The 25,625-nt window shown below is 61.8% G+C and carries 28 protein-coding genes and 1 tRNA gene; 16 read left to right on the top strand and 13 right to left on the bottom strand.

From position 1 onward, the window contains the following. Nucleotides 1–74: 74 nt before the first annotated feature. From glpX to AC1D10_RS33280, 6 genes are all read right to left on the bottom strand, one after another. Nucleotides 75–1,058: a class II fructose-bisphosphatase gene (gene glpX, locus AC1D10_RS33305; RefSeq protein WP_477279224.1), complete on the bottom strand. Its 984-nt coding sequence runs from the start codon at nt 1,056–1,058 to the stop codon at nt 75–77. Nucleotides 1,059–1,260: 202 nt separating this feature from the next. Next, on the bottom strand, nt 1,261–1,428 hold the full coding sequence (locus tag AC1D10_RS33300; protein WP_258593979.1) for a Thivi_2564 family membrane protein: 168 nt from the start codon (nt 1,426–1,428) through the stop codon (nt 1,261–1,263). Nucleotides 1,429–1,500: 72 nt separating this feature from the next. Next, complete coding sequence (locus AC1D10_RS33295; RefSeq protein WP_477279222.1) at nt 1,501–1,860, bottom strand: hypothetical protein; 360 nt, start codon at nt 1,858–1,860, stop codon at nt 1,501–1,503. 135 nt (nt 1,861–1,995) lie between these two features. Then, on the bottom strand, nt 1,996–3,309 hold the full coding sequence (locus AC1D10_RS33290) for a homoserine dehydrogenase (RefSeq protein ID WP_477279220.1): 1,314 nt from the start codon (nt 3,307–3,309) through the stop codon (nt 1,996–1,998). A 45-nt stretch (nt 3,310–3,354) separates the two neighbouring features. Further along, complete coding sequence (locus AC1D10_RS33285; protein WP_477279218.1) at nt 3,355–4,572, bottom strand: LL-diaminopimelate aminotransferase; 1,218 nt, start codon at nt 4,570–4,572, stop codon at nt 3,355–3,357. Nucleotides 4,573–4,633: 61 nt separating this feature from the next. Beyond that, nucleotides 4,634–5,020 (bottom strand): hypothetical protein, encoded by a 387-nt coding sequence (locus AC1D10_RS33280; RefSeq protein WP_477279216.1) that lies wholly within the window; start codon nt 5,018–5,020, stop codon nt 4,634–4,636. A 98-nt stretch (nt 5,021–5,118) separates the two neighbouring features. On the opposite strand from AC1D10_RS33280, the gene AC1D10_RS33275 reads away from it, so the two are divergent. The 5 genes from AC1D10_RS33275 (at nt 5,119) to AC1D10_RS33255 (ending at nt 9,582) form a co-directional block, all read left to right on the top strand. Further along, the gene (locus tag AC1D10_RS33275) at nt 5,119–6,954 is read left to right on the top strand and encodes a PHA/PHB synthase family protein (protein WP_477279214.1); all 1,836 of its coding nucleotides are present in this window, start codon (nt 5,119–5,121) and stop codon (nt 6,952–6,954) included. 213 nt (nt 6,955–7,167) lie between these two features. After that, nucleotides 7,168–8,415, top strand: a complete 1,248-nt coding sequence (locus tag AC1D10_RS33270) for a YcbK family protein (RefSeq protein WP_477279212.1) — start codon at nt 7,168–7,170, stop codon at nt 8,413–8,415. Nucleotides 8,416–8,479: 64 nt separating this feature from the next. Further along, nucleotides 8,480–8,608, top strand: a complete 129-nt coding sequence (locus AC1D10_RS33265) for a hypothetical protein (RefSeq protein ID WP_477279210.1) — start codon at nt 8,480–8,482, stop codon at nt 8,606–8,608. Then, nucleotides 8,594–8,668, top strand: a tRNA-Glu gene (locus AC1D10_RS33260). The genes AC1D10_RS33265 and AC1D10_RS33260 overlap by 15 nt, the downstream gene beginning before the upstream one ends. A 218-nt stretch (nt 8,669–8,886) precedes the next feature. Beyond that, nucleotides 8,887–9,582, top strand: coding sequence for a hypothetical protein (locus AC1D10_RS33255; RefSeq protein ID WP_477279208.1), 696 nt, complete (start codon nt 8,887–8,889; stop codon nt 9,580–9,582). Between the two features lie 178 nt (nt 9,583–9,760). Here the strand turns inward: AC1D10_RS33255 and AC1D10_RS33250 are convergent, their stop codons facing one another. The 7 genes from AC1D10_RS33250 to AC1D10_RS33220 form a co-directional block, all read right to left on the bottom strand. Next, nucleotides 9,761–10,165, bottom strand: a complete 405-nt coding sequence (locus AC1D10_RS33250) for a TadE/TadG family type IV pilus assembly protein (RefSeq protein WP_477279206.1) — start codon at nt 10,163–10,165, stop codon at nt 9,761–9,763. Further along, nucleotides 10,155–10,595 (bottom strand): TadE/TadG family type IV pilus assembly protein, encoded by a 441-nt coding sequence (locus AC1D10_RS33245; protein WP_477279204.1) that lies wholly within the window; start codon nt 10,593–10,595, stop codon nt 10,155–10,157. Before AC1D10_RS33245 ends, AC1D10_RS33250 begins: the two co-directional genes overlap by 11 nt. A gap of 5 nt (nt 10,596–10,600) precedes the next feature. After that, nucleotides 10,601–11,827: a pilus assembly protein TadG-related protein gene (locus AC1D10_RS33240; RefSeq protein ID WP_477279202.1), complete on the bottom strand. Its 1,227-nt coding sequence runs from the start codon at nt 11,825–11,827 to the stop codon at nt 10,601–10,603. A gap of 368 nt (nt 11,828–12,195) precedes the next feature. After that, complete coding sequence (locus tag AC1D10_RS33235; RefSeq protein ID WP_477279200.1) at nt 12,196–12,555, bottom strand: DUF6074 family protein; 360 nt, start codon at nt 12,553–12,555, stop codon at nt 12,196–12,198. Between the two features lie 109 nt (nt 12,556–12,664). Then, nucleotides 12,665–12,961 carry a DUF982 domain-containing protein gene (locus AC1D10_RS33230; protein ID WP_477279198.1) on the bottom strand — a complete coding sequence of 99 codons (297 nt, stop codon included), beginning with the start codon at nt 12,959–12,961 and terminating at the stop codon, nt 12,665–12,667. A 224-nt stretch (nt 12,962–13,185) separates the two neighbouring features. After that, the gene (locus tag AC1D10_RS33225) at nt 13,186–13,422 is read right to left on the bottom strand and encodes a hypothetical protein (RefSeq protein WP_477279196.1); all 237 of its coding nucleotides are present in this window, start codon (nt 13,420–13,422) and stop codon (nt 13,186–13,188) included. A 111-nt stretch (nt 13,423–13,533) separates the two neighbouring features. Next, complete coding sequence (locus tag AC1D10_RS33220; RefSeq protein ID WP_477279194.1) at nt 13,534–13,953, bottom strand: hypothetical protein; 420 nt, start codon at nt 13,951–13,953, stop codon at nt 13,534–13,536. 200 nt (nt 13,954–14,153) lie between these two features. Here AC1D10_RS33220 and map point away from each other — a divergent pair, with 200 nt between their 5' ends. The 11 genes from map to AC1D10_RS33165 all read left to right on the top strand — a co-directional run bounded on the left by map (nt 14,154) and on the right by AC1D10_RS33165 (nt 25,609). Next, the gene (map, locus tag AC1D10_RS33215; protein WP_477279299.1) at nt 14,154–14,981 is read left to right on the top strand and encodes a type I methionyl aminopeptidase; all 828 of its coding nucleotides are present in this window, start codon (nt 14,154–14,156) and stop codon (nt 14,979–14,981) included. A 45-nt stretch (nt 14,982–15,026) separates the two neighbouring features. Next, complete coding sequence (gene radC / locus AC1D10_RS33210; RefSeq protein ID WP_477279192.1) at nt 15,027–15,782, top strand: RadC family protein; 756 nt, start codon at nt 15,027–15,029, stop codon at nt 15,780–15,782. 427 nt (nt 15,783–16,209) lie between these two features. Continuing rightward, nucleotides 16,210–16,977 carry a hypothetical protein gene (locus AC1D10_RS33205; protein ID WP_477279190.1) on the top strand — a complete coding sequence of 256 codons (768 nt, stop codon included), beginning with the start codon at nt 16,210–16,212 and terminating at the stop codon, nt 16,975–16,977. 379 nt (nt 16,978–17,356) lie between these two features. Further along, a complete protein-coding gene (locus AC1D10_RS33200) occupies nt 17,357–18,538 on the top strand; it encodes a carbohydrate kinase family protein (protein ID WP_477279188.1) in 1,182 nt (393 codons plus the stop codon). Nucleotides 18,539–18,608: 70 nt separating this feature from the next. Then, on the top strand, nt 18,609–19,385 hold the full coding sequence (locus tag AC1D10_RS33195) for a glutamine amidotransferase (protein ID WP_477279186.1): 777 nt from the start codon (nt 18,609–18,611) through the stop codon (nt 19,383–19,385). A 26-nt stretch (nt 19,386–19,411) separates the two neighbouring features. Next, nucleotides 19,412–20,182 carry an ATP-binding cassette domain-containing protein gene (locus AC1D10_RS33190; protein ID WP_477279184.1) on the top strand — a complete coding sequence of 257 codons (771 nt, stop codon included), beginning with the start codon at nt 19,412–19,414 and terminating at the stop codon, nt 20,180–20,182. Between the two features lie 34 nt (nt 20,183–20,216). Next, complete coding sequence (locus AC1D10_RS33185; protein ID WP_477279182.1) at nt 20,217–21,203, top strand: autoinducer 2 ABC transporter substrate-binding protein; 987 nt, start codon at nt 20,217–20,219, stop codon at nt 21,201–21,203. A 47-nt stretch (nt 21,204–21,250) separates the two neighbouring features. Continuing rightward, nucleotides 21,251–22,198: an ABC transporter permease gene (locus AC1D10_RS33180; RefSeq protein WP_477279180.1), complete on the top strand. Its 948-nt coding sequence runs from the start codon at nt 21,251–21,253 to the stop codon at nt 22,196–22,198. Then, on the top strand, nt 22,195–23,154 hold the full coding sequence (locus tag AC1D10_RS33175; protein ID WP_477279178.1) for an ABC transporter permease: 960 nt from the start codon (nt 22,195–22,197) through the stop codon (nt 23,152–23,154). The genes AC1D10_RS33180 and AC1D10_RS33175 overlap by 4 nt, the downstream gene beginning before the upstream one ends. Further along, nucleotides 23,154–24,470, top strand: coding sequence for a M20 family metallopeptidase (locus AC1D10_RS33170; RefSeq protein ID WP_477279176.1), 1,317 nt, complete (start codon nt 23,154–23,156; stop codon nt 24,468–24,470). Before AC1D10_RS33175 ends, AC1D10_RS33170 begins: the two co-directional genes overlap by 1 nt. Nucleotides 24,471–24,724: 254 nt before the next feature. Then, nucleotides 24,725–25,609: a cytochrome c oxidase subunit II gene (locus tag AC1D10_RS33165; RefSeq protein ID WP_477279297.1), complete on the top strand. Its 885-nt coding sequence runs from the start codon at nt 24,725–24,727 to the stop codon at nt 25,607–25,609. Nucleotides 25,610–25,625: the final 16 nt, after the last annotated feature.

Below are 25,625 nucleotides of genomic sequence, written 5' to 3'. Positions count from 1 at the left end.
CGGCATCATCCGATGCAGCCACAGGGCTAACAACTGCGATGCCGGTCCGCAAGCACCCGAGCCAACAACAGAGACTAGAACTTGTCCAGATCCTGATGGCGCGCCTTGATCTCGCGCACCGTTCGCGACGACGAGCGCAGCACGATCGTGTGGGTGTTGATGGTGTTGCGGCCGAACTTGACGCCGGCCAGCATGTTGCCGTCGGTGACACCGGTGGCCGCGAACAGCACGTCGCCGCGCGCCATGTCTTCCGCCTGATAGACCCGTTTCGGATTGGAAATACCCATCTTCGCGGCGCGCGCGACCTTTTCCGGCGTGTCGAGGATCAGCCGGCCCTGCATCTGGCCGCCGGTGCAGCGCAGCGCCGCCGCGGCCAGCACGCCTTCCGGTGCACCGCCAGTGCCGAGATAGATGTCGATGCCGGTTTCCTCAGGGTCCGTGGTGTGGATGACACCGGCGACATCGCCGTCGCCGATGAGCCGGATCGCGGCGCCAGTGCCGCGCACGGCGTCGATCAGCTTGCTGTGGCGTGGCCGGTCGAGGATACAGGCGGTGATGTCCGATACCGCGACACCCTTGGCGCGGGCGAGGCTGGCGATGTTCTCGGCCGGCGAGGCATCGATGTCGATGACGCCGTAGGCATAGCCCGGGCCGATGGCGATCTTTTCCATGTAGACGTCGGGCGCGAACAGCAGGCTGCCCTTCTCGGCGATTGCGATGACGGCAAGCGCATTGGGCAGGTTCTTGGCGCAGATCGTCGTGCCTTCGAGCGGATCGAGTGCGATATCGACCGCCGGGCCTTTGCCCGTGCCGACTTCCTCGCCGATATAGAGCATCGGCGCCTGGTCCCGCTCGCCCTCGCCGATCACCACCGTGCCCTTGATGGCAAGCCGGTTGAGCTCCTCGCGCATGGCGTCGACGGCGACCTGGTCGGCGGCCTTTTCGTCGCCCCGACCGCGCAGCCTGGCGGCCGCGACGGCGGCCCGTTCGGTGACGCGCACCAGCTCCATGGTGAGTATCCGGTCAAGGCCGGCGACAATGTTCTGGGCCACATTCATTTGGCAATTTCCTCGTTGATATGCGGCCTCCCGCCGGAGGCGCATCCCTTTTGTCAAACGAGCATGACAACGGCAAGACCTGGCGAAAATTTTATCAAATAGCCAGCAATATCAATCGATTAAATCGCATTCTTGAAACGAAGCCGGCCCGGTCGCAAAGAACCGGGCCGGCTTGAAAAGTGAAACTCGATACCCTTCTGGCCTAGAAAACCGCAAGATATTTGAGCAGGGAAATGATGCCGATGATGATGACGATAATCTGGGCGATCTGTCTCATCCGGGCGTCGAGCGGCAGACGCTGAACCAGATAGAGAACGAGGATGATGACGAGGAATGTGATCAGGATGCCGATCAACATGGATGAAGCCATAATGCCCTCCTGGAAATGATGTTTTTGAAAACAGAGAAATGAGCCGGCGGGGCCGGTTCCGTCACGACGCGATCAATACCAGCGGCGCTGCTGCGTGTCGTTCATCGACTGGCCAATGGCTAGACCGGCCAGAAAGCCGAGCAGACCGATCACGCCGACCACGGCGGTCGTCGTACCGGGGTTTTCGCGCGCGACTTCCGACACTGCCTGGGCCTGGCTGCGCAACTGCTGAGTGGTCCGCGACGCGCGGGCTGCGGCCGTTTCGTAGAAATCCGAAGCCTGCTCGCTGGCGTCATCGAGCATTTCCGCACCCCGCGCCGAAATGCTCTTGTTGATCTTCGTGATCTCCTTGCGCAGTTCAGCGATCTGTTTTTCCAGCGTTTTCTGGATGTCGTCGATGTGGGGGTTATCGGATTTGCTGGTATCGGCCATGAAGCGGTTCCTTTGGTTGCTGACCAAGAGAACGGCGGCGACGCCAATTCGTTCCGGTCGGGTCGTGGCTCATTGCCATCAACTGACGCGCAATACCGGCGGGATTTTTGCCTCGGCGCGGCGACCAGACGGGAGCTATCCTGCCCGCTCGATGCGAATGACCTGCGGCTTGTCGGTCAGATGGCCATCCTTGGTGATGCCGTCGACGGCCTTGCGCACGGCGGCTTCGGTCGTCTCGTGGGTGACGAGGATCACCGTCTTCTGCGCCGCCGCTTCACCATTGACCGCATGCTGGACGATCGATTCGAGCGAAATGTCATTGTCGGCCATGCGCTTGGCGATCGCGGCAAACACGCCGATGCGGTCATGCACGGTCAGCCGGATGAAGTAGCCGCCGGCATGGCTGCGCATCTGTGCCTTCTTGTAGGGTTTCAGCTCCTTGGCCGGCCGGCCGAAGACCGGACCGTGCTGGAAGCCGGGCCGGCTCTTGGCGATATCGGCGATGTCGCCGATGACGGCCGAGGCAGTGGCGTTGCCGCCGGCGCCCGGACCGGAAAGCAGCAGTTCGCCCAGTATATCGGTCTCGATCGCCACCGCATTGGTGACACCATGCACCTGCGCGATGACCGAGGCGGTCGGCACCATGGTCGGGTGCACGCGCTGTTCGATGCCGCTGTCGGTGCGCTGCGCGACACCCAGCAGCTTGATCCGGTAGCCGAGATCGCCGGCCGCGCGGATATCGGCCTGGGTGATGTTGGAAATGCCTTCCATGTAGATATCGTTGGCGGCGATCCTGGTGCCGAAGGCAAGGCTGGTCAGGATCGACAATTTGTGCGCCGTGTCGTGACCCTCGATGTCGAAGGTCGGATCGGCCTCGGCATAGCCGAGCCGCTGCGCGTCCTTCAGGCAGGCGTCGAACGAGATGCCCTCGGCCTCCATGCGGGTCAGGATATAGTTGCAGGTGCCGTTGAGAATGCCGAACACGCGGGTGACCGAATTGCCGGCCATCGCCTCGCGCATCGTCTTGATGACCGGGATGCCGCCGGCAACCGCCGCCTCGTAGTTGAGCAGGACGCCGCGCTTCTCGGCGATTTCGGCCAGCGCCACGCCATGCTTGGCCAGCAGCGCCTTGTTGGCTGTGACGACGTGACGGCCGGCTTCGAGTGCCGCCTTCACCGACGACCGCGCCGGGCCCTCGTCGCCGCCGATCAACTCGACGAGCACATCGATATCGGCGGTCTGCGCCATCTTGACCGGATCGTCGAACCATTTTGCCGAGCTGACATCGACGCCGCGATCGCGTTTCCGGTCGCGTGCCGAGACCGCGGTGACGACGATGTCGCGTCCGCATTGCCGGGTCAGTTCCGCCGCTTTGTCGCGCAGCACGCGCGCCACCGACGCGCCGACCGTGCCGAGGCCGGCAATTCCAACACGCAGTGCTTCAGCCATGGCCGGCGACGTCCTCAAAATTCGATCAAATTGTGTACGGCAAACTTACCGGTGAGCGGAAAGCGGCACCACATTGTTGGGTTGCTTTGCACTGCTCGACAGGAAGCGCTTGATGTTGCGCGCCGCCTGCCGGATCCGGTGCTCGTTCTCAACCAGCGCCACGCGCACGAAATCGTCGCCATGTTCGCCGAAGCCGACACCGGGCGCCACCGCCACGTCGGCATGTTCGATGAGCAGCTTGGAGAATTCGAGCGAGCCGAGATGCCGGAACGGTTCCGGGATCGGCGCCCAGGCGAACATCGATGCCGCGGGTGCCGGAATGGCCCAGCCGGCGCGGCCGAAGGAGTCGACCATCACATCGCGGCGCTTGTGATAGATGTCGCGCACCTCGGCAATGTCGGCGCCGTCGCCGTTTAGCGCGTGTGCTGCCGCAACCTGGATCGGCGTGAAGGCGCCATAGTCGAGATAGGACTTCACCCGCGTCAGCGCCGAGATCAGCCGCTCATTGCCGACGGCGAAGCCCATGCGCCAGCCGGGCATGGAGAACGTCTTCGACATCGAGGTGAACTCGACGCAGACGTCGATGGCGCCTGGAACCTGCAGCACCGAGGGCGGCGGATCGCCGTCGAAATAGATCTCCGAATAGGCAAGGTCGGACAGGATGATGATGTCGTTCTTCTTCGCAAACGCCACCACGTCCTTGTAGAAATCGAGCGAAGCGACCAGGGCCGTCGGGTTCGACGGATAGTTGAGGATCAGCGCCAGCGGCTTCGGGATCGAGTGACGGACGCCACGCTCGAGCGCCGGAATGAAACCGTCGTCCGGCTCCACCTGCAGCGAACGGATGACACCACCCGACATGATGAAGCCGAAAGCGTGGATCGGATAGGTCGGATTGGGGCACAGGATCACGTCGCCGGGGGCGGTGATCGCCTGCGCCATGTTGGCGAAGCCCTCTTTCGAGCCGAGCGTCGCCACCACTTGCGTGTCGGGGTTGAGCTTCACGCCAAAGCGCCTGCTATAGTAGGCGGCCTGGGCGCGGCGCAGGCCCGGAATGCCGCGCGACGAGGAATAGCGATGTGTGCGCGGATCGCGCACGACCTCGCACAATTTGTCGACGATGGCCTTGGGCGTCGGCAGGTCCGGATTGCCCATGCCGAGGTCGATGATGTCGGCGCCGCGCGAACGGGCGCTGGCCTTGAGCCGGTTGACCTGCTCGAAGACGTAAGGCGGAAGCCGACGAACCTTGTGAAATTCTTCCATGGCAGTTCCAGACAGCGAAAGGGGGCCCAGATATCTGAGGCTTTGGGCGCGCGCTATATACTTATTTGCAGGTAGGGTCGAGGGCGGGGTCGCATTTGCCTTCGATCTGCTTCAGTGTTTCGTCGCCATGCTTTTTGGCGAGATCGGTGAGCGCCGCCTGGTCGGCCACGTCGGGGCTGGCGTTTTTTGCCCCCTGCGCGCTCTCATCCGCCTTCAATTGCGCAAGCTTGGCGTTCTTCTCGGCATCGGTGAACTGCGGCGCCGCCACTTGCGGCTTGATGTTCAGGTTCGGAAAGGTCCCGGTATCCTTCGGACCGGTGCCCGCCGCGACCGACGTCGTGCCGCTGGTGCTCGAGCATCCGGCAATCGCCAGCACGACGATTGCCGCACCGATGCGGCAAAAACGTCCAGCACCGAAAAAAACAGTCTCGCCAATGTTAATCGTCATATTGTTTCCTTGGCAGCCGGGGTAGAGCGAGATTGGACCCGGTCGGATGTCCCATGTTAATATGTCAAGAAAAGGCCTCGGGAGGAACCCCGCGAACCATGTCCAAAACACCCGATTCGGGCAAAGCGGAAGATGACGAGCCTTCGACCGTCGAGCAATATCTGGTGAAGGACCCGGAACGCTTCGCCCTGAACATGGCGCGCATGATCGAGCAAGCCGGCAAGGCGGCCTCCGCATGGGCCGAGCCGCGCGAAAAAGGCGACGTGCGCGATCACGTCGCCGAGCCGGTGGTCGACATGGTCAAGACCTTCTCCAAGCTCAGCGAATACTGGCTGTCCGATCCGCAGCGCGCGCTGGAAGCGCAGACGCGGCTGTTCTCCGGCTATATGTCCGTCTGGGCCAACGCCATTCAGCGTACCAGCAACGCCGCGGAAGCTACGGAGGATGCCGTCAAGCCGGAGCGTGGCGACAAGCGCTTCCTCGATCCCGAATGGGGCCGAAACGCCTTCTTCGATTTTCTCAAGCAGGCCTATCTCGTCACCTCGCGCTGGGCGGCCGACCTGGTCGAGCACGCCGATGGCCTGGACGAACACACCCGCCACAAGGCCGGCTTCTACGTGAAGCAGGTGGCCAACGCCATCTCGCCGTCGAATTTCATCCTGACCAATCCGGAACTGTTTCGCGAAACCGTCGCCTCGAACGGCGAAAACCTGGTGCGCGGCATGAAGATGCTGGCCGAGGACATCGCCGCTGGCAAAGGCGACCTGAAGCTGCGCCAGGCCGACTACTCGCCCTTCGAGATCGGTAGGAACATCGCCACCACCCCCGGCAAGGTGGTCGGCCGCAGCGATGTCGCCGAGATCATCCAGTACGATCCGGCGACCGAGACTGTGCTCAAGCGGCCGCTGCTGATCTGCCCGCCATGGATCAACAAGTTCTACATCCTCGACCTCAACCCGCAGAAATCCTTCATCCGCTGGGCGATCGAACAGGGCCACACCGTGTTCGTCATCTCCTGGATCAATCCCGACGAGCGCCACGGCACCAAGGGTTGGGAAGCCTATATCCGCGAGGGCCTGCAATACGGCCTCGACACGATCGAGAAGGCCACCGGCGAACGCGACGTCAACGCGATCGGCTATTGCGTCGGCGGCACGCTGCTGGCGGCGGCACTGGCGCTGATGGCGCAAGAGGGTGACGACCGCATCAAATCGGCCACCTTCTTCACCACGCAGGTCGATTTCACCCACGCCGGCGACCTGAAAGTGTTCGTCGACGAGGAGCAGGTCACGGCGGTGGAAAAGTCGATGAGCGAAAAGGGCTACCTCGACGGCACCAAGATGGCGACCGCCTTCAACATGCTGCGCTCCGGTGACCTGATCTGGCCCTATGTCATCAACAACTACATGCGTGGCAAGGATCCCCTGCCCTTCGACCTGCTCTACTGGAATGCCGATTCGACCCGCATGGGCGCGGCCAATCATTCTTTCTACCTGCGCAACTGCTATCTCGAGAACAACCTGTCGCAAGGCATGATGGAACTGGCGGGGCACACGGTCTCACTCGGGGATATCACCATCCCGATCTACAACCTCGCCGCCAAGGAAGATCACATCGCGCCGGCACTTTCCGTGTTCCTCGGCTCGAAATACTTCGGCGGCAAGGTCGACTACGTGATGGCGGGATCGGGCCATATCGCCGGAGTCGTCAATCCACCGGCATCCAATAAGTACCAGTACTGGACCGGGGGGACGCCGACGGGCGACTTCGGCCAGTGGATAGCCAAGGCCACCGACCATCCCGGATCCTGGTGGCCGCACTGGCAAAACTGGATAGAGGCCAAGGACAACACCCGCGTGCCGGCCCGCAAACCCGGCAAGCATATGAAAACCTTGGGAGATGCTCCCGGCACCTATGTGAAAGTGCGTGTGTAACGGACTGTAATGTCTGGTGAGTTGACGGGCCGGTAAAAGCGGGCGAAATGGTGTCGTCAACCATCAAGCAGTCGTAATTCGGCAATCTCTTCAAATATACTTCCAGGCTTGCGGATTTGACACAGGTCTCGTTTCCGGATCGGAGACAAAGGTCACCTCGGCGCTGACGTCAGTGCTGCACGAGGATATACCGACCGGACATCGAGGGGGAATTTGAGTTTGAAACCAGCAGGTTGGAGCCTCGCAAAGGGAGAACGCCGCGCCGTCGTGGCAGCGCTCTGCTCTGTGCTTCTGGCTTCCTGCACCTCGGCCGGCGACCCGACAATGTCGGTTGGAATGCCCGGCTACAATGCCACTGCATCGGACATAAGCGCTGCCTCGAGTGGCAAGTCGACTGCTGTCGTCGATTCGACGCAGACCACGACCGAGCAGACGATCGTGATGACGGCGAGCGATACTGCGCTTCCCGAGAAGGTCGCCTACGTTCCGATAGCCAAGCCGCAGGCCGCCTTTCCGCTGACCACGCCGACAGGCACCGAGACGATCGCCGGCAACACCCCGCAATCCCTGCAGCAGCCGGCGCAGACGGCGCAGCAGACCGACGCGGTTTCCCAACAGATTGCCGCCGCCGATGCCGGCGTGAACGCGCCGAAGCCGACAGCTGCTCCGGCGATGGACAATCCGGTCTATGTGACGGCAGGTGAGATGCCGCAGGCCGACGCGCCGAAGAAAAGGGGCTTCCTGGCCTCGATGTTTGGCGCCACGCCCGCTTCGGCAGCACCGGCGCCGCTTATCAACACAAGGTCGGGCGAGTCGCCCGCGGCGCAAGCCAAGCCGGAGCCAGCAGCGGCAAAACCGATCATCACGCTGGCCTCGGCCAGTTCCACGGCAAAACCTGTGCAACTGGCTTCGATCGGCGGCGATACCGGCCACATAACCGGTAGCGATGCACTGCCCGGCGTGCGCCAGACGGCCCTGTTCGAGATCAAGCGCAAGTCCGGCCTCGATGATGAGAGCGACGTCGACCTCAATGAGGACGAGGGTCCGATCGGCGGCTCCTATCAGGTTGCGTCCGCCGCCGGCCTTGCCCGACTGGCGCCCAACGGATTGCTCAAGCAGAACGAAAGCGTCGATGTGGCTTGCCTGAAGCCGTCGCTGGTTCGGGTGCTGAAGACGATCGAAGGCCATTACGGCCGCAAGATGGTGGTGACCTCGGGTTATCGCGACCCGGCCCGCAACCGCCGCGCCAATGGCGCCAAGAATTCGCTGCACATGTATTGCGCCGCTGCCGACATCCAGGTCCCCGGCGTTTCGAAATGGGAGCTGGCGAGCTACATCAGGACCATGCCGGGCCGCGGCGGCGTCGGCACCTACTGCCACACCGAATCCGTGCACGTCGACGTCGGCCCCGAGCGCGACTGGAACTGGCGCTGCCGTAGGCGCAGCGGCGGCGACGGCTAGTCTTACCCATTCTGCCCAGATTTGCAGGCCGGCCACGCGGCATGGCTCGCGGGATACCGGAACCATGCCGGACCTGGCGAAATCCCTGATTGAAAAGGCTGGAAAAAAGTTGTCCAAGGCGGCAACTGACGGGTTGCCGGTTGCGCGCAACGTCAGTATAAGCCGCTTTCATCTGAGCGCGCCCATCGTCTAGCGGTCAGGACACCGCCCTTTCACGGCGGTAACAGGGGTTCGATTCCCCTTGGGCGTACCAGAGATTTCAAGCACTTGTTGTCGTTTGTTCGGATGTGTCGAATATCCGGCAAATACACGCCTGCGAACAGCGGGCGTCCGATCCTGGCTTTGGGCGCGAGGCCAGCGACGCCATTGCGCTTGATGGCGGCATAGGCACGGCTGCCGGCGCCGACCCAAGTCTTCCTTCATGAATCGAATCTATAGTCGAATTGGGTGACTATCGGCGGAGGCCTGCTGTTGACACGTAGCAACAAGACTATCGCCATTGTTGTCGCCGCCGCTCTTGCTATCTGGTTCCTGGGTCCGAGACTGCTTGGATTCAGAAGCTGGGAATGGCATCAGAAGCTCGTGCTGGAGGTCGACACTCCGGCCGGCACCAAAACAGGCGGCAGCACCGTTGCAATCTACGCCAACACGGAGCCGAAATGGATCCCGATTTCAGCGGCGGGCGGTATTCATAGCGAGATCAGAGGGGAAGCGTCCTTCGTGGAGGTCTCGCCTGGCAGATATCTCTTCGCGGTGATTCGCGCCCAAGATGAGGCCGAGCGCGCGGTCGTTTCCTTCCATTTCCAGAAGGGCGCCACAAATTCCCAGATTTTCAGTGCATTGGACACCAAGCGTGGGACAGGCTTCGTACCGTACATTTATTACCCGCAACTCCTGACTTTTGATGATCTTTCCGACCCAAAGTCGGTGAAAGAGGTCGACCCTCGCAACCTCGAGGCGACTTTTGGCCCTGGTGTCTCCCTTAGGCGCATCGCATTGCAGGTTACCAACGAACGAGTGACAGACGGTCCCATAGAAAAAATCTTGAAGTGGTTGCCTGACTATTGCGGAATTCTCTTCGACCGGAGTCGATACGAGAGCTTGTCTGCCCCCAACAGGCTTGCCAATTCATTGAGTTCTGGAGTGTTCAAAGTGCCCTGCAGATAATGAAGCGCCCGGCAACACAATGGGTCAAGTTGGGCCTTGTTGACACCGGCGTTGACGGCAACCGCGTCTTCGGCGGCCTGCCGCCACCGTGTCCCTGACTTCCGATGATCCCTGAATAGCAAGTGACCAGGCTTGCGTCACTTGACCGCCAAAGCCCACACCCAGGCAGGCCACATGCCTAGCTGCCGACCAGCGGCACGGTAACGGTGGTCGCGTAGTTGATCGGGTAGGAGCTGAGGTAGGGGAAGTCGATGACGAAGGCATAGGTGGCGGTCAGATGCGCCATGCGGAAGCCACCGCTCGCCGGATCGATGGCGATCGTGACATTCACATCCTTCAAACCCAAGGCCTGCAATTTCTGTGTGGCGATCGTTTGGATGTCGGCCTGGGTCAGCGTGTTCTGAAGCTGCAGCGAGCGTGATGATGTCTCCAACGCATAGCGAACGCTGGACACGGAGTTCATCGACCAGCCGAAGGCGAAGATCCCGAACAGCAGGATGATGAGGAAGGGCGCGATCAGCGCGAATTCCAACCCTGCCCCGCCGGATCGATCCCACCTGAACGCGCCTGCCCTAGCGGACACGGATCACCTCCTGGTGGCCAATGACACTGGGGGCGGAAAAGACTCCGAAGGTGAAGGGCGGCGTCCAGGTTGCCGATGCCTGGATCTGGACATAGACCGATGGCACCTTCGGCCCACTGCACAATGTGGCAGCGCCGACCACGGTCGTCCCGCACTTGTAGATCCGGCTTAGCGTGACCTGGCCATCCGCCGGCCGCTTCTCCCAGCTTGAAATGGCAACGGCCTGGGTCGCCGTATCATTGGTCGATCCTGCCATGATAAGATTCGCTGCGGTCTTCACACCGGCGCGCATCGACAGCGAGCTCGTCATGTAAGACCAGCCGTCGATGATACCGAGCAACGCCAGGCACAGGAAGGGCAGGACCATCGCGAACTCGACCGAGGCAACGCCCGCATCATCGCTCAGCATCGGAGTCGATGGGCGTTCCACGGAGGCTACTCTACCAGCGCCACGGACTGCGCCGCCGGAATGTCGCGCATTCCGAGGCTCGTGCAATCCTGGTTGATGGTTGTGCTGCCGGACCATTGAATCGTATTGGCTACGACCTGGGTGCAGCCGCTGTTGCCCGAGAAGTTGCCTAGATAGTTCACTCGCTGTTTGGGGAAGTAAATGGCCCCGGTCAGCAGCGAATCCGCCGTACCGTTGAATGTGCTGGATGCGCTGTTGCCGGTCCTGTCGCCGTAGAACAGCACACCGGAATAGGCGCCCGAGGTCGGCGCGCTGAGCTTCACGGAGGCGGTGCCATTCATGCTGACGGTCGAACTGCCCGACATGAAGATGGTCACCCCGCTGCCGATGATGGCCGCGTTGGCGTTTATCTTGAGATCGCCCTGAACGACATAGACGCCGGGCGAGAGGGTGACATTGCCCTTCAGCGTCATGCCGCTGCAATAGGTGCCTGGGCTCAGCGTCGCCTTGTTGTCGTTCTGGCAAGGATTGGAGGCCGCCGGGGTCGGCAGGTCGGCAAATGGATCGGCGGCAGGCAGCGCCTGGGTGATCGGGGCCGCGCAGACGGTGGTGACGGGATTGCTGAGAGAGACGCCGCCCGCCGCTATCAGGCAATCGACCTGGAGGCTCGCCGAGCCCTGAAGCTGGATGGAGTCCGTGGCGTTTGAATTGGACATGATCACGCAGCCGGTGACCTTCACGGTGGTGTTGCCGGAAAACAACGCCGCCTGCGAGGCGGTCTGATCGAGCGCGGTCATGCAGGACTTCGAGGCATTGATGATGAGGGCCACCGCCCTCGCCTGTTCGGGAACCTGGCCCTGCGTAAAGATTGCGGTGAACATCCGGTCGAGGTTCTGGCGGACAATAACCTCGACCGCCTTCTTCGCCGTATTCGGACCGGACGCTGGTGGCGTATTGACGACGATCGTCCCGGAGCCCAGCCCATTTGTCGCTGCCGACTGGGTCGCGGCCGCGACGATTGTCGGCTTGTCGGACCCTGAGATCTGTTCGAGCGCGCCGGCATAGGCCGCGGCATCGGCCGTCGCCTGCAGTCTCAGGCTGTTGTAATACCAGTAGGAGGTCTCCACCCCGAAGCCTGCGGCGCCGACAACGATCGGCAAGGTCAGGGCGAAAATGGTGGCAACATTAGCGTTCGTACCCCGGCATATGCCGTTCGCTATAAGCCAAATTCGGGTAAAGCCACTGAAGACCATGAGATGGATTAGAAAACACGCATGTATGAACGAATGGCTAAAAAGTTCAGTTCATTTTTGATCAGTAAGCTATTGGTTTGCAAAAGAAAGGTTCGTTGGCTGTTCGAAGCCTGTGCAAGGCAGCCAGAAGAACAAAAGCGGGGGATAGTTTACCATTCGCTAACAGCGCAACGGCGACGACGGGCGGCCAGTGATCCGCCATGGAGCATGGATCGGACGGCCTGTGTTCGCGACAAGATTTGTGCGCCGGCAAACTGACACCAAGTCCGTCTGGCGGAGCTATCGGCATCGTCGCACGGTCGCGGCAACTGACACCGTTTACGCGCATTTGGCGTAAAAGAGCGTAACCTTGTAGAGCGGTTTTGCTCTCAGGCGGAAAGAATTGGTGTCGACTCAGCGTTAGCGCCGGCCGACATTTCCCTCTGCACGGCCAGGAAGAACCTGCGCACTTCATCGCTGGCGGCAGTTCTGTCCCGGCCGGATCCGACAACGAGATCGAGCAACTCCGACGCCTTTGCCCTCCAGAACGAGGTGGCCGGCTCGCCATGCAGATTGCCGAGCTTGGCGGCAACCTCTCTGACCAAAAATACCTGACGGTCGATGGGGAACGCACGGACTTTTTCTGGAGACATCTTCCGAACCATGAACTGACGCAACGAATCAACCATTGCTGAACAAGCACTGGCGTAGCCGCGAAGGTGGAAACGGAAGCTTAACGACGCAGACATTGACGCAGCTTCGTGCAATCGGACGCAACAGTCCGATCACGACATCGCCGTGTGGGTTCAAAGGCGATCGTTGGCGTTTCAAACGGACGGACGAAGCGGTCGACGGCCTTCAGGCCTGCAGCGTTCTCGCCTCACCGCCACGCTTGCGCGGCATCATCATGTCCTTGGCCATTAAACCGCTGGCACGACAAAACGCCATGAACGCCCGGCAGGCTTCCTCGGTCTTGACCACGTCCACCGTGGCGCCGAAGCAGGCATTGAACGCCTTCTGATAGATCGGGCCCTGACGGCGCACAGGCCAGTCCTGGAGAATATCGAGCGCCTGTTCGACGCCATAAATCTCCTCGACTGGCAGGCCGGGCGCGGGTGCGATCCGCACCGGCACCTCGAATTGCAGTCTGTCCATTCCATATCTCCCGAACCGGCATCAACCGACGCAACGCCGTTCGTCGTCAAAAGTTGCTTTGACCGGCTTTGGCGCAGAAATGTGTCGTCACTGCGGTCAGGAACCACCGCGCCATGACGAGGCCAAGAGCTGTCAAAGCGCGGCCGTCTGCGACGCGCTTTGAGTCTCTGTTTCATGCATGCCGTCGTCCCAAAACCGCTGCGCGCTTTTGGGCGACATCGGGCTCACTGGTTCGCCGGATCTGTCTCCGCGTCGAAAGCCATGCGAACGGCCTTGATCAGCACAAATGCCGTCGGCACGGCGAAGATGCCGCCGAGAACGAGTGCCGCCATTGCCGACAGGCCGAGCGTCTCGGCGACCGCCCAATAGACGGTGCCGATGCAGATGAGCGCCTGGACGGAGAGGAACGTGGCAGCCGAGGCCCCGCGCGACAGGGTTTTGAATGTCTTGATGCGTTGCATTGAAATGGTCCGGAAATGGCGCGCCGCGCAACCGGTGCGCGGCTGACAGCCGCCGCACGGTCACGACGCGAACAGGGATAGCTATAAGGTGAAGGTGCGGGTCTGGACCGCTCAGGCCACGATGGTCGGCGGTGCACGCGGCTGGTGGGCATTTGCGCTGGGGCCCGACGGCGCTCCATATCTCGAAACAACCGCTTTCGGCGAAGCCCGCTCAACCCAAAGAAAAACAGCGTCGAGAATCGGCAAGGCGGGATGGCCGCTGGCGAACTTGACCACGGCCGGTCGAACGGCGCGAACTTCCAGCGCTTGCGCCTTGCCGGAGACACGCAGCAGCGCCGCCACCTCGCCAGACCGTTCCAGACCGACGCTGGCACCGCCGTGCGCGGCGCCCGCGAAGGCTGGCACGTCCGGGCGGCCGAGGCACAGCATCGCCAGCAGCACCATGCCCATCAGGCATGAGCAGGCCGCCGTCAGCGGCGCTGCAAGCAATCTGGAACGCTTGGCCGCCGTGAAGGGACGTCTCGAAAACATCACTCGCCCTAACGCAGGATGGCCGGAAAGGAAAGCAAGCCGGGCAAAAACCGGCAAGACATCACTCCATACAGGCGAATATCCCGAAGTGCGCGGCTGCATCAGGCAGTTCTTCCTTGAACCTTTTGCCTTCAAGTGCCAAATCTGGGGAGATTTTCACGTTGGCTCTCTTGCAGCGCCCTACCGGCTATACGGACAAAATGGTCACCTATCTCGACGCCGCCACGGCACCACTCAGAAACACCGGCCAGATCCGCCTCTACGGCGAGGAAGGCTTTGCCGGCATGCGCAAGGCATGTGATCTCACCGCGCGCTGCCTCGACGAGATGGTGCCGATAGTCGAGCCCGGCGTCACCACCGAAGCCATAGACCGCTTCGTCTTCGAGTTCGGCATGGACCATGGCGCGTTGCCGGCGACGCTCAACTATCGCGGCTATACCAAATCGTCCTGCACCTCGATCAACCATGTCGTCTGCCATGGCATCCCCGACAACAAGCCGCTCAAGGATGGCGACATCGTCAACATCGACGTCACCTATATCCTCGATGGCTGGCACGGCGATTCCTCGCGCATGTACCCGGTCGGCACAATCAAGCGCGCCGCCGAGCGCTTGCTGGAGGTCACTCATGAATGCCTGATGCGCGGCATCGCCGCGATCCGGCCCGGTGCCCGCACCGGCGCCATCGGCGCCGCCATTCAGACCTATGCAGAGGCTGAGCGTTGCTCGGTGGTGCGCGACTTCTGCGGCCACGGTGTCGGCCAGCTTTTCCATGACGCGCCGAACATCCTGCACTATGGCAGCGCCAATGAAGGCGTCGAGATGCGGCCCGGCATGATCTTCACCGTCGAGCCGATGATCAATCTCGGCCGCCCGCATGTGAAGGTCCTGTCGGACGGCTGGACCGCTGTGACGCGTGACCGCTCGCTGTCGGCCCAGTATGAGCATACGATCGGCGTGACCGACACCGGCTGCGAGATTTTCACGCTGTCGCCCAACAAGCTCGACCGCCCCGGCCTGCCGGCTTAAACTCGTTCCGCCGGTTCTTCCGGCCAGAAAAATGCGGAGCAGCTTGTGGGGACAGGAAGCGACGACGAGCGAGGCTTCTTCTCCGAAGTGCCGATCCGGCCTCCTGCGAAGGCCAAGCCGAGCGAGGAAAAGCCGCATTATCTCGGCCATCGCGACCGCTTGCGCGAGCGCTTTGCCATCGCCGGTCCAGACGCCCTGCCCGACTATGAACTGCTGGAGCTTCTGCTCTTTCGCCTGATCCCCCGCGCCGACACCAAACCGGTCGCCAAGGCATTGCTGGCGCGCTTCGGTACGCTGGCTGAAGTGCTTGGCGCCCCGGTTGGCCTGCTGCAGGAGGTCAAGGGCATTGGCCCGGCTGTGGCGCTCGACCTTAAGGTCGTCGCGGCGACCGCGCAGCGCATGGCGCGCGGCGAGGTCCGTGGCCGCGAAGTCCTTTCCTCATGGACGCAGCTTCTCGACTATTGCCGCTCGGCAATGGCGTTCGAGGAGCGCGAGCAGTTCCGCATCCTGTTCCTCGACAAGAAGAACGCGCTGATCGCCGACGAGGTGCAACAGGTCGGCACCGTCGACCACACGCCTGTCTACCCGCGCGAGGTGATCAAGCGCGCGCTCGACCTCTCGGCGACCGCGATCATTCTGGTCCACAACCACCCGTCGGGCGACCCGACGCCATCGCGCGCCGACATCGAGATGACCAAGGAGATTGTCGACGCGGCCAAGCGACTGGGCATCGCCGTGCATGATCACATCATCATCGGGCGGAAAGGCCATTCCAGCATGAAAGGCCTGCTGCTGATCTAGGGCGGCGACCGCCGCTGCTCCAGAATACGCTGACCAGGCCGACATCCAGTCGATGGCGACGCAGAAATCGCAGCGGTCTCCGGACTGCCACCGATCCGCAAAGCGGCGGCTTCAGCATCGCGCATCTGGCCGGGACCTGTGCTTTCGTCACCGACTTCCCTGGTTTTCAACGCCCCTTTCCGACAAATCAGTCGACGACCGCTGTAGTACCGCTGGTTGGCAACTAGGACCATGGTCTGGCCGGCATGGGACTTCAGTGCCGAGGCGGTATATTTATATGCAATATCAAATAGTTAAGGCCAACGCGAGTGCCAGGCTCGCGGATTGAAACCGCTTTTGTCTAAAGTTTACTCCGCACATTTAGTAATTCCTCATACGACGCTGCTCTAGCGGTTGGGCGCAGGTGGCGATTCCCCGAGGAGACACCATGACAAACCGAAAAACTCTTTTCGCGGCGCTTGCCGCATTGGCGCTTCTGGCGTCTCCGGCGCTCGCCGGAGGCGGCAACGGGCACGGCAACGGCGGCGGCAATGCTGGCGGCAACGGCAATGGCGGTGGCAATGGCAACGCCGGCGGCAACGGCAATGGCAAGAGCGGGGCCTCGCATGGCAAGTCTGCGTCGGCCCGAGGAAAGGTGGCCAAGGCGGAAACGGACACGACGACCGATATCACGGTCAATACGAAGTCCGTGCCCAAGGACAAGAACATCCATGCCAAGCTTGGGCGGCTGAACTCGCTGCAGCGCAACATCAACGCCTACATGAACTCCAAGAGCAAGAAGTTCGCTGCCATTCAGGCCTTCGTGACGCAGTCCGCGATAGCCCAGAACGCCGAGGCCGCAGCTGCCGCGGCTGACGCGACGGCAGAAGCCGCCCAGGCCGAACTGGATGGCCTGAAGGCAGATCTGACCAAGCTGCAGGCGGATCCGTCCGCCACGACTGCACAAATCCAGGCTCTGAACGATCAGATCACCGCTCAGCAGGACGTTGTCGACGCCGCCGATGCGAAGGCGGCCCAGGCCGAGGCGGACGCTAAGGCGGCAACGGTCGGCACCGATCCGGCGTCGCTCAACGCGGCGCTGACGGAGATGGCCAACAAGCCCGTCGACGCCGAGGTCACGACTTGGGCCGAGGGCGTCCTTGCCGACAAGATTGACCAAGCGGCCGCCGCACTTCAAGCGGAGGCGACGCCGTAGGCATCGCGTCCCGAACGACTGCAGTCAAAGAAAATGCCGCCGGGCTAGCCCGGCGGCATTGCTGTTTCCAGGCCATTGAGAAGAAAGCCGGTCGCCAACGCGCCCACCCGGCGTGATCCATTGCGCGACAATCGGACCTGCGCCAATGCCCGAACGGGCCTCGCCGATTGAATAAGGTGCAGAAAATTCGCATGCACAATCTTTTTTGCCGAAAATTTGAAAATTGTTCAACTTCGGAAAGAACGATCTCCGAATAAGCCATCATTCGGGACAATCTTCTAATAAAGAGGAACAATCTCCCATTCTTTAGAAGACAGTTTCGTTGAGGGGCGGCATTTCCGCTGTTACCGTTTGAAACGCTTCAATCGGAACCAGGCAATTGCAACGCAAGCGCCCAACCATAGCGGATGTCGCACGAACCGCCGGTGTTTCCATCGGAACGGTGTCGAACTTCATCAATGGGACGGCCGGCCTCAAGGACGGCACGCGCGACCGCATCGAGAAGGCGGTTGCCACGCTGATGTACCGGCCGAGCTCGTTTGCGCGCTCGCTGCCGGGCCGCGCGCCGCGCAGGCCAAAAAATCTCGACCATCTGCCAAGGCTTCTCGTTGCTGGCCGGGTGAGCGTCGACTTCCTGTGCCGGGTCGACGTATTGCCGCATCGCGACGACCGGATCACCGCCAGCCATATCGAAAAGGCGTTGGGCGGGCCTGCGGCCAATCTCGCTGTTGCTGCCGCCGGTGTCGGAGCGCCCTACGCTCTTGACGTCGAGTTGGCGACAGCGGTCGGCGAGGATGCCGAAAGCGACTGGGCGCTCGGCGCGCTTTCGAAACTGGGCGTCCACGCCCTGCCGATCCGCAGCACGCCCAACAACCGCCTCTCGCAGGCGATCGTGATCATCGAGCGCAATGGCAGCCGCACGATCATCAGCGAACCGTTTGAGCTTGGCGAGGTCGATTTGACCGCCAATCTGGATATCCAGCCCGAGCAACGTCCGGCCTGCCTTCACATCGAGGGCTTTCACTATGAAACGATGACCGCTTCCATCGGGCGCTTTCACCATGCCGGATGGAAGGTGAGCCTGCATTCGGCCGGCCTGCCCAAAAGCGCGCGCACGCCGGAAACCTTCACGCAGATGGTCAGGCAGATCGACTTGACCTTCATCAACGACGTGATGATGCGGGAGATTTTCGACTTCCGCTCCCGGATGGCGACAATGATCGAGGAGGTGCGGCTGATGCTGTCACGCATCAAGCGGCGCGGAACGGTTGTGCTCACCCTCGGCGAATTTGGCGCGGTCGTGTTTCCGGCAAACGGCGGCCCGCAGATCGAGGTGCCGGCACTGCCCGTCAATCGCGTCGATGCCACGGGCGCCGGCGACAGCTTTGCCGGCATCTTCCTCAGCCTGTGGCTGCATGGCGCGCCGCTGGCCGATGCCGCCCGCCATGCGGCGATTGGCGCAAGCCTGACGACAACGGTCGAAGGCGCGCAGGGATACATCGCGGACTTTGCGACACTGAAGGCTGCCGCCCTGGCGAACAACGCCATGATGGCAAGCTGAATCAATGGCTTATTGACGCTTAGACATCCGCAGACAGCCGTCCCAGTGACGACATCAGGAGAATATGATCATGGCGAAAACAAAGGTCCTTCTGGTCGGCGAGAGCTGGGTGAGTTCGGCGACCCACTACAAGGGGTTCGATCAGTTCGGCAGCGTCACCTTTCATCTCGGGGCAACGCCTCTGGTCGACGCCTTGAAAGACAGTGAATTCGATCTCGACTACATGCCCGCCCACGAGGCTGTCGAGAAGCTGCCTTTCACCATGGAGGGCCTGTCGCAATACAAGGCGATCATCCTGTCCGACATTGGTGCGAACTCGCTCCTGCTCCATCCCGATGTCTGGCTGCACGGCAAGACCGTCCCCAACCGGCTCAAGCTGCTGCGCGACTGGACGCTGGCTGGCGGCGGTCTGATCATGATCGGTGGCTACTTCAGCTTCCAGGGCATCGACGGCAAGGCCCGCTGGCATCGCACGGCTGTGGAGGATGCCTTGCCGGTGACCTGCCTTCCCAACGATGACCGGCTTGAAATTCCCGAAGGGTTCCGGCCTTCGATCACTGGCCCCAGGGATCATCCGATTTTTGCCGGCATCGAAGGTGACTGGCCGCTGCTGCTCGGCGCTAACGAGGTCATTGCCCGCGATCGGGACGATATCGAGGTTCTGGCGCGGCTGCCGCAGGACCAGGGCAATCATCCCCTGCTGGTCACCGGACGTCATGGCGAAGGGCGCACGCTGGTCTGGACGTCGGATATCGGCCCGCACTGGCTGCCCAACAGCTTTGTCGAATGGCCCGGCTACGCCCGCCTGTGGACCAACGTGCTTCGCTGGGTCAGCAAGGCCGTCTAGCCAACCGTAGTCGCCGGGGAACCGCCATGACCGAACCGTTTCTTGTGGCAAGGAACATCGCCAAACGCTTTGGCGCGCTGACTGCGCTTGCCAATGTCGACCTGGAAATTCGCTCCGGCGAGGTGCTGGCGCTGCTCGGCGACAACGGCGCGGGCAAATCGACCTTCATCAAGATCCTGGCCGGCGCTCATCCGCCCAGCGATGGCGAACTCGTCATCGAGGGCAGTCCGGTGGCTTTTTCCTCGCCCAAGGATGCAGCGTCGTCGGGGATCGCCACGATCTTCCAGGAACTGGCGCTCTCGGAGAACCTGTCGATTGCCGAAAATGTCTTTCTCGGCCGCGAATTGAAACGCTCCATTTTTGGCATTCCTTTTCTCAAGCGTAAGGAAATGCGGCAGCGCGTCGATTGCCTGCTGAAAGAACTCGACGCCCATATTTCCGATCCGGAAGCACCCGTCGGCAGCCTGTCGGGCGGCCAACGCCAGGCTGTGGCCATCTGCCGGGCGCTCAATCTCAATGCCAGGCTGGTCATCATGGATGAGCCGACGGCAGCCCTTGCCGTCGCCGAGACACGCAAGGTTCTGGCGCTGACCCGGCGGCTCGCCGCGCGCGGCTGTGCCGTTGTTCTCATCAGCCACAACATTTCCGAAGTCTTCGAGGTTGCCGACCGCATCGTGGTGTTCCGGCGCGGCCGCAAGGTGGCCGAACGGCTGGCCGCCGAGACCAATCACGAGGAAGTCGTTTCGCTCATAACAGGCGCCCATCCCGACGTGCGGGCGCTCGAAAAAACAAACTGAAACGCACGTCATTTCCAGAGAGGATCAAACCACAATGCTTTCACAGGTCAAGAAAGTGCTCGCAGCCTCCGCACTGTCACTCGTTGTTGCGACGGCAGCGCACGCCGCGGACAAGCACAAGGTCGCCTTCGTCCCGCAGTTGATCGGCATCCCCTATTTCAACGCCATGGAAGCCGGCGGCAATCGCGCCGCCAAGGATCTGGGCGTCGACTTCATCTATTCCGGTCCGGTCGACACCAATCCGGTCGACCAGTTGCAGATCGTCCAGAACCTGATCGATCAGGGCGTCGAGGCGATCTCGGTCAGCGTCCTCGATGCCTCCAGCATCGCCCCCGTTGTCGAGAGCGCCAAGGCAAAGGGCATCAAGCTGTTCACCAGCGACAGCGATGCGCCCGACAGCGGCCGCGCGGTGTATGTGGCCCAGGCGACCGACGAAGGCCTCGGCACGACCATCGTCGACGAGCTCGTCAAGCGCGTTGGCGAGGACGCAACGATCGGCATCGTTTCCGGCGAAGCGACGGCATCCAATCTCAATGCCTGGATCGGCTTCATGCAGAAAGAAGCCGCCGCCAAGTATCCGAAACTGAAGCTGCTCGCGCCGCAGTTCGCCGGTGGCACCGCCGAGCGTGCCGCGCAGATCTCCGGCGATCTCATGGCCGCCAACCCCAATATCAAGGCCATTATCGCCGTCGCATCCTCGACATGCCCGGGCGTTGCCCAGGCAATCGAAACCGCCGGCAAGATCGGCTCCGTCATCGGCGCGGGCTATTGCAGCCCGAACACAGCACGCTCCTACCTCAAGAGCGGCGCCTTTGGCTTCACCGTGCTGTGGGATCCCGAGCAGCTTGGCTATCTCACCGTCTGGGCCGGCAAGCAGCTGATCGACGGCAAGACCTTCGAGGCGGAAAACAAGATTGCCGGCCTCGACAAACCGGTCACCTACGACGCCACAAAGGGCATTCTGCTGCTCGGGCCGCCGGCCGTCTTCACCAAGGACAATGTCGACAAGTTCAACTTCTGAGCTCCGGCATGAACGCGGTGCGACAGATTGGAAACGGTATTTTCTCCATGAACGGGCGGGAATGGTCTCTGCTTGTCGCCTGTCTGCTGGCGATCATCCTCTTTTCTGTCGCATCGCCCCACTACGCGACCTCTGGCAATGCGGCCACGGTCCTGCGCAACAGCGTCGAACTGCTGCTGATCGGCCTGGGCATGACCTTGCTGCTCGCCATGGGCGGCATCGATGTGTCGATCGGCATCGTCATGGGTCTTGCGGCCATCGCCATCGGTCGCGTGCTTGGTGCCGGCGGCAATCCGCTGCTGGCGCTTGTTGCAGGCCCCCTGGTCGGTGCACTGCTGGGGTGTGTGACCGCCACCGTCGTCGTCATCAGCCGCGTTCCGGCGATTGTCGGGACGCTCGGCCTGCTCGGCGTCTACCGCACCGCTGTCTTTGTTCTCCTCGGCGGGCAATGGCTTTCCGGCCTGCCCTCGAGCCTCACCGATCTGTTGGCAACCACCGTGCTTGGCGTCCCCGTCCCCGCCCTGGTGATTGCGATTGCCTATCTGGCCGTTTGGCTGGCGTTGCGGCGAACCCCTTATGGGTTGCACTTGCTGGCGATCGGCAATTCGGAGGAAAAGGCGCGGCTGTCAGGCATCCCGGTGATCAAGACCCGCTTCATGACCTTTGTCATCAGCGGCGTTCTGACCGGCATTGCCGCCACTTTCTATGTCGCCACCTACCGCAATGTCGAAATGACGATCGGCAGCACGCTGGCGCTCGATGCCATTGCCGCGGTCATTCTCGGCGGCACAAGCATATTGGGCGGTAGATGCAGCCTGATCGGCACCGTGCTTGGCGTGCTTCTCCTGCGAATTCTCCAAAACGGATTGCTTCTGATTGGTGTCCCATCCCTCTGGCAGCCCGTCGTCACCGGCATTCTCATCATCGGAGTGCTTGGCTTCGAAGCCGTTTCCAACCGCTTCCCTCTGGTCCAACTGCTGCAGGCCCGCGCATGAAGACGCTCGGGAAGCTGCAGGGCCCGGCCCTCACCCTGGCCTTGCTGTGCGGGCTGTGGTTGATCGTGGTCTTGGGCCTGCTGGTGCTCAAGCCTTCGGTCTATAATCTCGGCACCGTCACCACCATCCTGCAATTCTCGACCATCCTGGCCCTGGTTGGACTTGGACAAGGGTTGGTCATCCTGGCCGGTGGCGCGGGCATCGACCTGTCGGTCGGCGGCGCGGTCTCGCTCTCCGCCATCGTTGCAATGCTTTCCCTCAAGCTGGGCTTGCCACCCGTTCTGCTGCCCGTCGTCTGCATTTTGGCCGGCGCGATGCTCGGCGCATTGAACGGATGGCTGGTCAACGGGCTCGCCCTCCTGCCCTTCATCGCGACACTCGGCACATTCTTCGTCTATTCCGGTACAGCGCTCGCCATCACAGGCGGCGCGGCGCAGGCGGGCGTGCCCGCCTGGCTGCTCCTGTGGGGGCGCGGCGTCGTGATGGGCATTCCGGTGCCTTTTCTCACCCTTGCCATTCCGTGCTTCGCACTTGCCGGCCTGGTGCTGCTCTCGACGGCCTGGGGGCGCTGGATCTACGCGATGGGCTTCAACGAACGTTCCGCCAGACTGGTCGGCATTCCGGTCGACCGCGTTCGCTTCATTCTCTACTCCCTGAGCGGTGCACTGGCCGGCGCCGCCGGTCTCGTCTCGATCGCCTGGCTCGGCAGCGGCAGGCCCAATATCGGCCAGAACCTCGAACTCGAATCGCTGACTGCCGCCATGCTTGGGGGCATCGCCATCACCGGCGGACGTGGTGGCGTTGGTGGCGTGTTCGCGGCCGTCCTGCTGCTGGTCACGCTGAAGACCGGTCTTCTGCAACTGAACATCAACACGGTCTGGCAGGTGGGAATTGTCGGCGCCCTTCTGGTTTTCGTCCTTCTCGCCGACCGACTTTCCCAACGTTGGAGATCATAATGCCGTCCATGGAAGAGATCATTGCCGCGCGCGTCGAGGCAACCGCCGATCGCATCGTCGAAACGTTGAGCGATCTCGTTGCCTTCCCCTCGATCGTGAAATCCAATCCCAAGGACGCCGGCCCCGGCGAGCGTGATTGCCAGCTGTATCTGCAAAAGCGCCTGGAGGCGCTCGGCTTCTCGACCGATCTGTGGGATCCGGATGGCCCGGCGCTCTATGAAAAATACAAGGGGCGCGCCGGCGCCAACAAGGGCAGGACGTTCGACGGCAGGCCCAATCTCGGCGGCGTCCTGAAGGGCACCGGCGGCGGACGCTCCATCATGCTGACCGGCCATATCGACGTCGTCCCGCCGGGCGCCGCCAGCCATTGGATGACCGACCCGTTCCAACCAGTCCTCAAGGACGGATTTCTGCACGGTCGCGGCACGGTCGACATGAAAGGTGGCGTCGCCTGTATGCTGATGGCCGTCGAGATCCTCAGGGAACTCGACATTCCTCTCTCCGGCGACGTCGTCTTCACCACCGTCGTCGATGAGGAAATCGGTGGCATGGGGTCGCTGGCCATGGTCGATCGCGGCTTTCATGCCGACGCCGGCATCATGACAGAACCGACGGCGAACAAGATCGCGCCGCTCTGTCATGGCATTCTGTGGGGAAAGATCATCATCGACGGCATAGGCGGGCATGCGGAACTGACGCCGAATGCCTGGTATTCGAGCGGTCCGGTCGATGCTGTCCAGCTTTGCCGGCAAATTCTCGACGGCATCGACATTCTCAACCGGCGCTGGATGTTCGATCCGAAGAAGAACCATCCTTTGATGGATCTGCCGAACCAGATCATCGTCACCCAGATGAGTGCTGGCGAACATCCCTCCTCCATGGCGGGCCGCGGCGAGATCATCATCGACGCGCAGTATCTGCCAAGCGAGCATGACGAGTTCAAACTGGGCGGCAACGTCAAGCGCGAAATCGAAGAGCATATCGCCAATGTCTGCCAGGCAGATCCCTATCTGCGCCAGCATCCTGCCCGGGTCGAGTGGATCCTCGATGCGGATTGCGCCGAGATCCCGTCGGACAATCCTTTCGTCGGCGTCTTCCAGCAGGCCGTCAAGCAAGCCAACCTGTCGCCGGTCCTGAGTGGCTTTGGCGCGCATAGCGACATCGGCCTGCCGACCGGCCTTGGCAACACCCCGACCGTCAACTTCGGTCCCGGCGATCCGGCGCAGGCGCATCAGCCGAACGAGCGCGTCTCGGTGCGTGATCTCGTCGATTGCACAAAGGCGATTGCAATCGCCGTCGAGAAATGGTGCCGCTAACGGCGGCAACACGACGGGGCGAATGGACAATGCCTCGGCGTCGCCGTGCACGACCACATCATCATCATCATCATCGGTTGGAAGGCCATTCCAGCATGAAGGCCTGCGGCTGATCTGGCGTGATCCTGAACCAAAAGTGGCTTTTTTTCCCCTCCCATAGTCGGCTCTGGAATTTCGATCGCAAATCAAGCATGATGCGCTTGGTTTTTCCTGGGACAGCTTCACGCGCCCTCGAATGCCGGGAGGAACGGGACATGGCCGTAGCGCTTGTACTCGTTTTAATCGTCGTGGGCTCGGTGTTGTTTCACCTCCTGAGCCCATGGTGGTGGACTCCGATTGCCTCGAACTGGGACTATATCGACAACACCATCATTATCACCTTCTGGATCACGGGCGTCGTCTTCGCCGCCGTGGTTCTATTCATGGCCTATTGCGTCTTCCGCTTCCGTCATCAGGACGGGAGCCGGGCTGCCTACGAACCGGAGAACAAGCGGCTCGAATCGTGGCTTACGATCGCCACCGCGGTCGGGGTCACGGCGTTGCTGGTTCCCGGCCTGTTCGTCTGGAGCCGGTTTGTCAACGTCCCGAGCGACGCAACCGACGTCGAAGTCGTCGGCCAGCAATGGCAGTGGAGTTTCCGTCTGCCCGGCAAGGACGGCAAGCTTGGCACATCCGATACCCGCGACGTCACCGCTGAAAATCCGCTGGGCGTGATCGCCAGCGATCCCAATGGTCAGGACGATGTCGTGGTCGAAGCGGCTGACCTGCATCTGCCGGTCGGCAAACCGGTCAAGATGCTGCTTCGCTCGATCGATGTGCTGCATGATTTCTATGTGCCGGAATTCCGCGCCAAGATGGACATGATCCCGGGCTCGGTCACCTATTTCTGGTTCACACCGACCAAGACCGGGACCTTTCAGGTCCTGTGCGCCGAACTTTGCGGCCAAGGGCATCCTTTGATGCACGGTGTGGTTATGGTCGACACACAGCAGGACTACCTGGCCTGGCTTGGCCAGCAGCAGACTTTCGCGCAGCTGTCGGCACCCCAGCAAACGGGCTCGGCAGACCAGGCGCCTGGCAACACGATGGCGTCAGGTTTGAAAATTGCAGCAAAGCTCGAAACGGTCGGGTCTCGCTGAAAAGGACACGGAGGTG

The organism is Mesorhizobium sp. P2_A8, from assembly GCF_056404935.1.
This window is presented reverse-complemented; position numbering and strand designations above follow the sequence as displayed.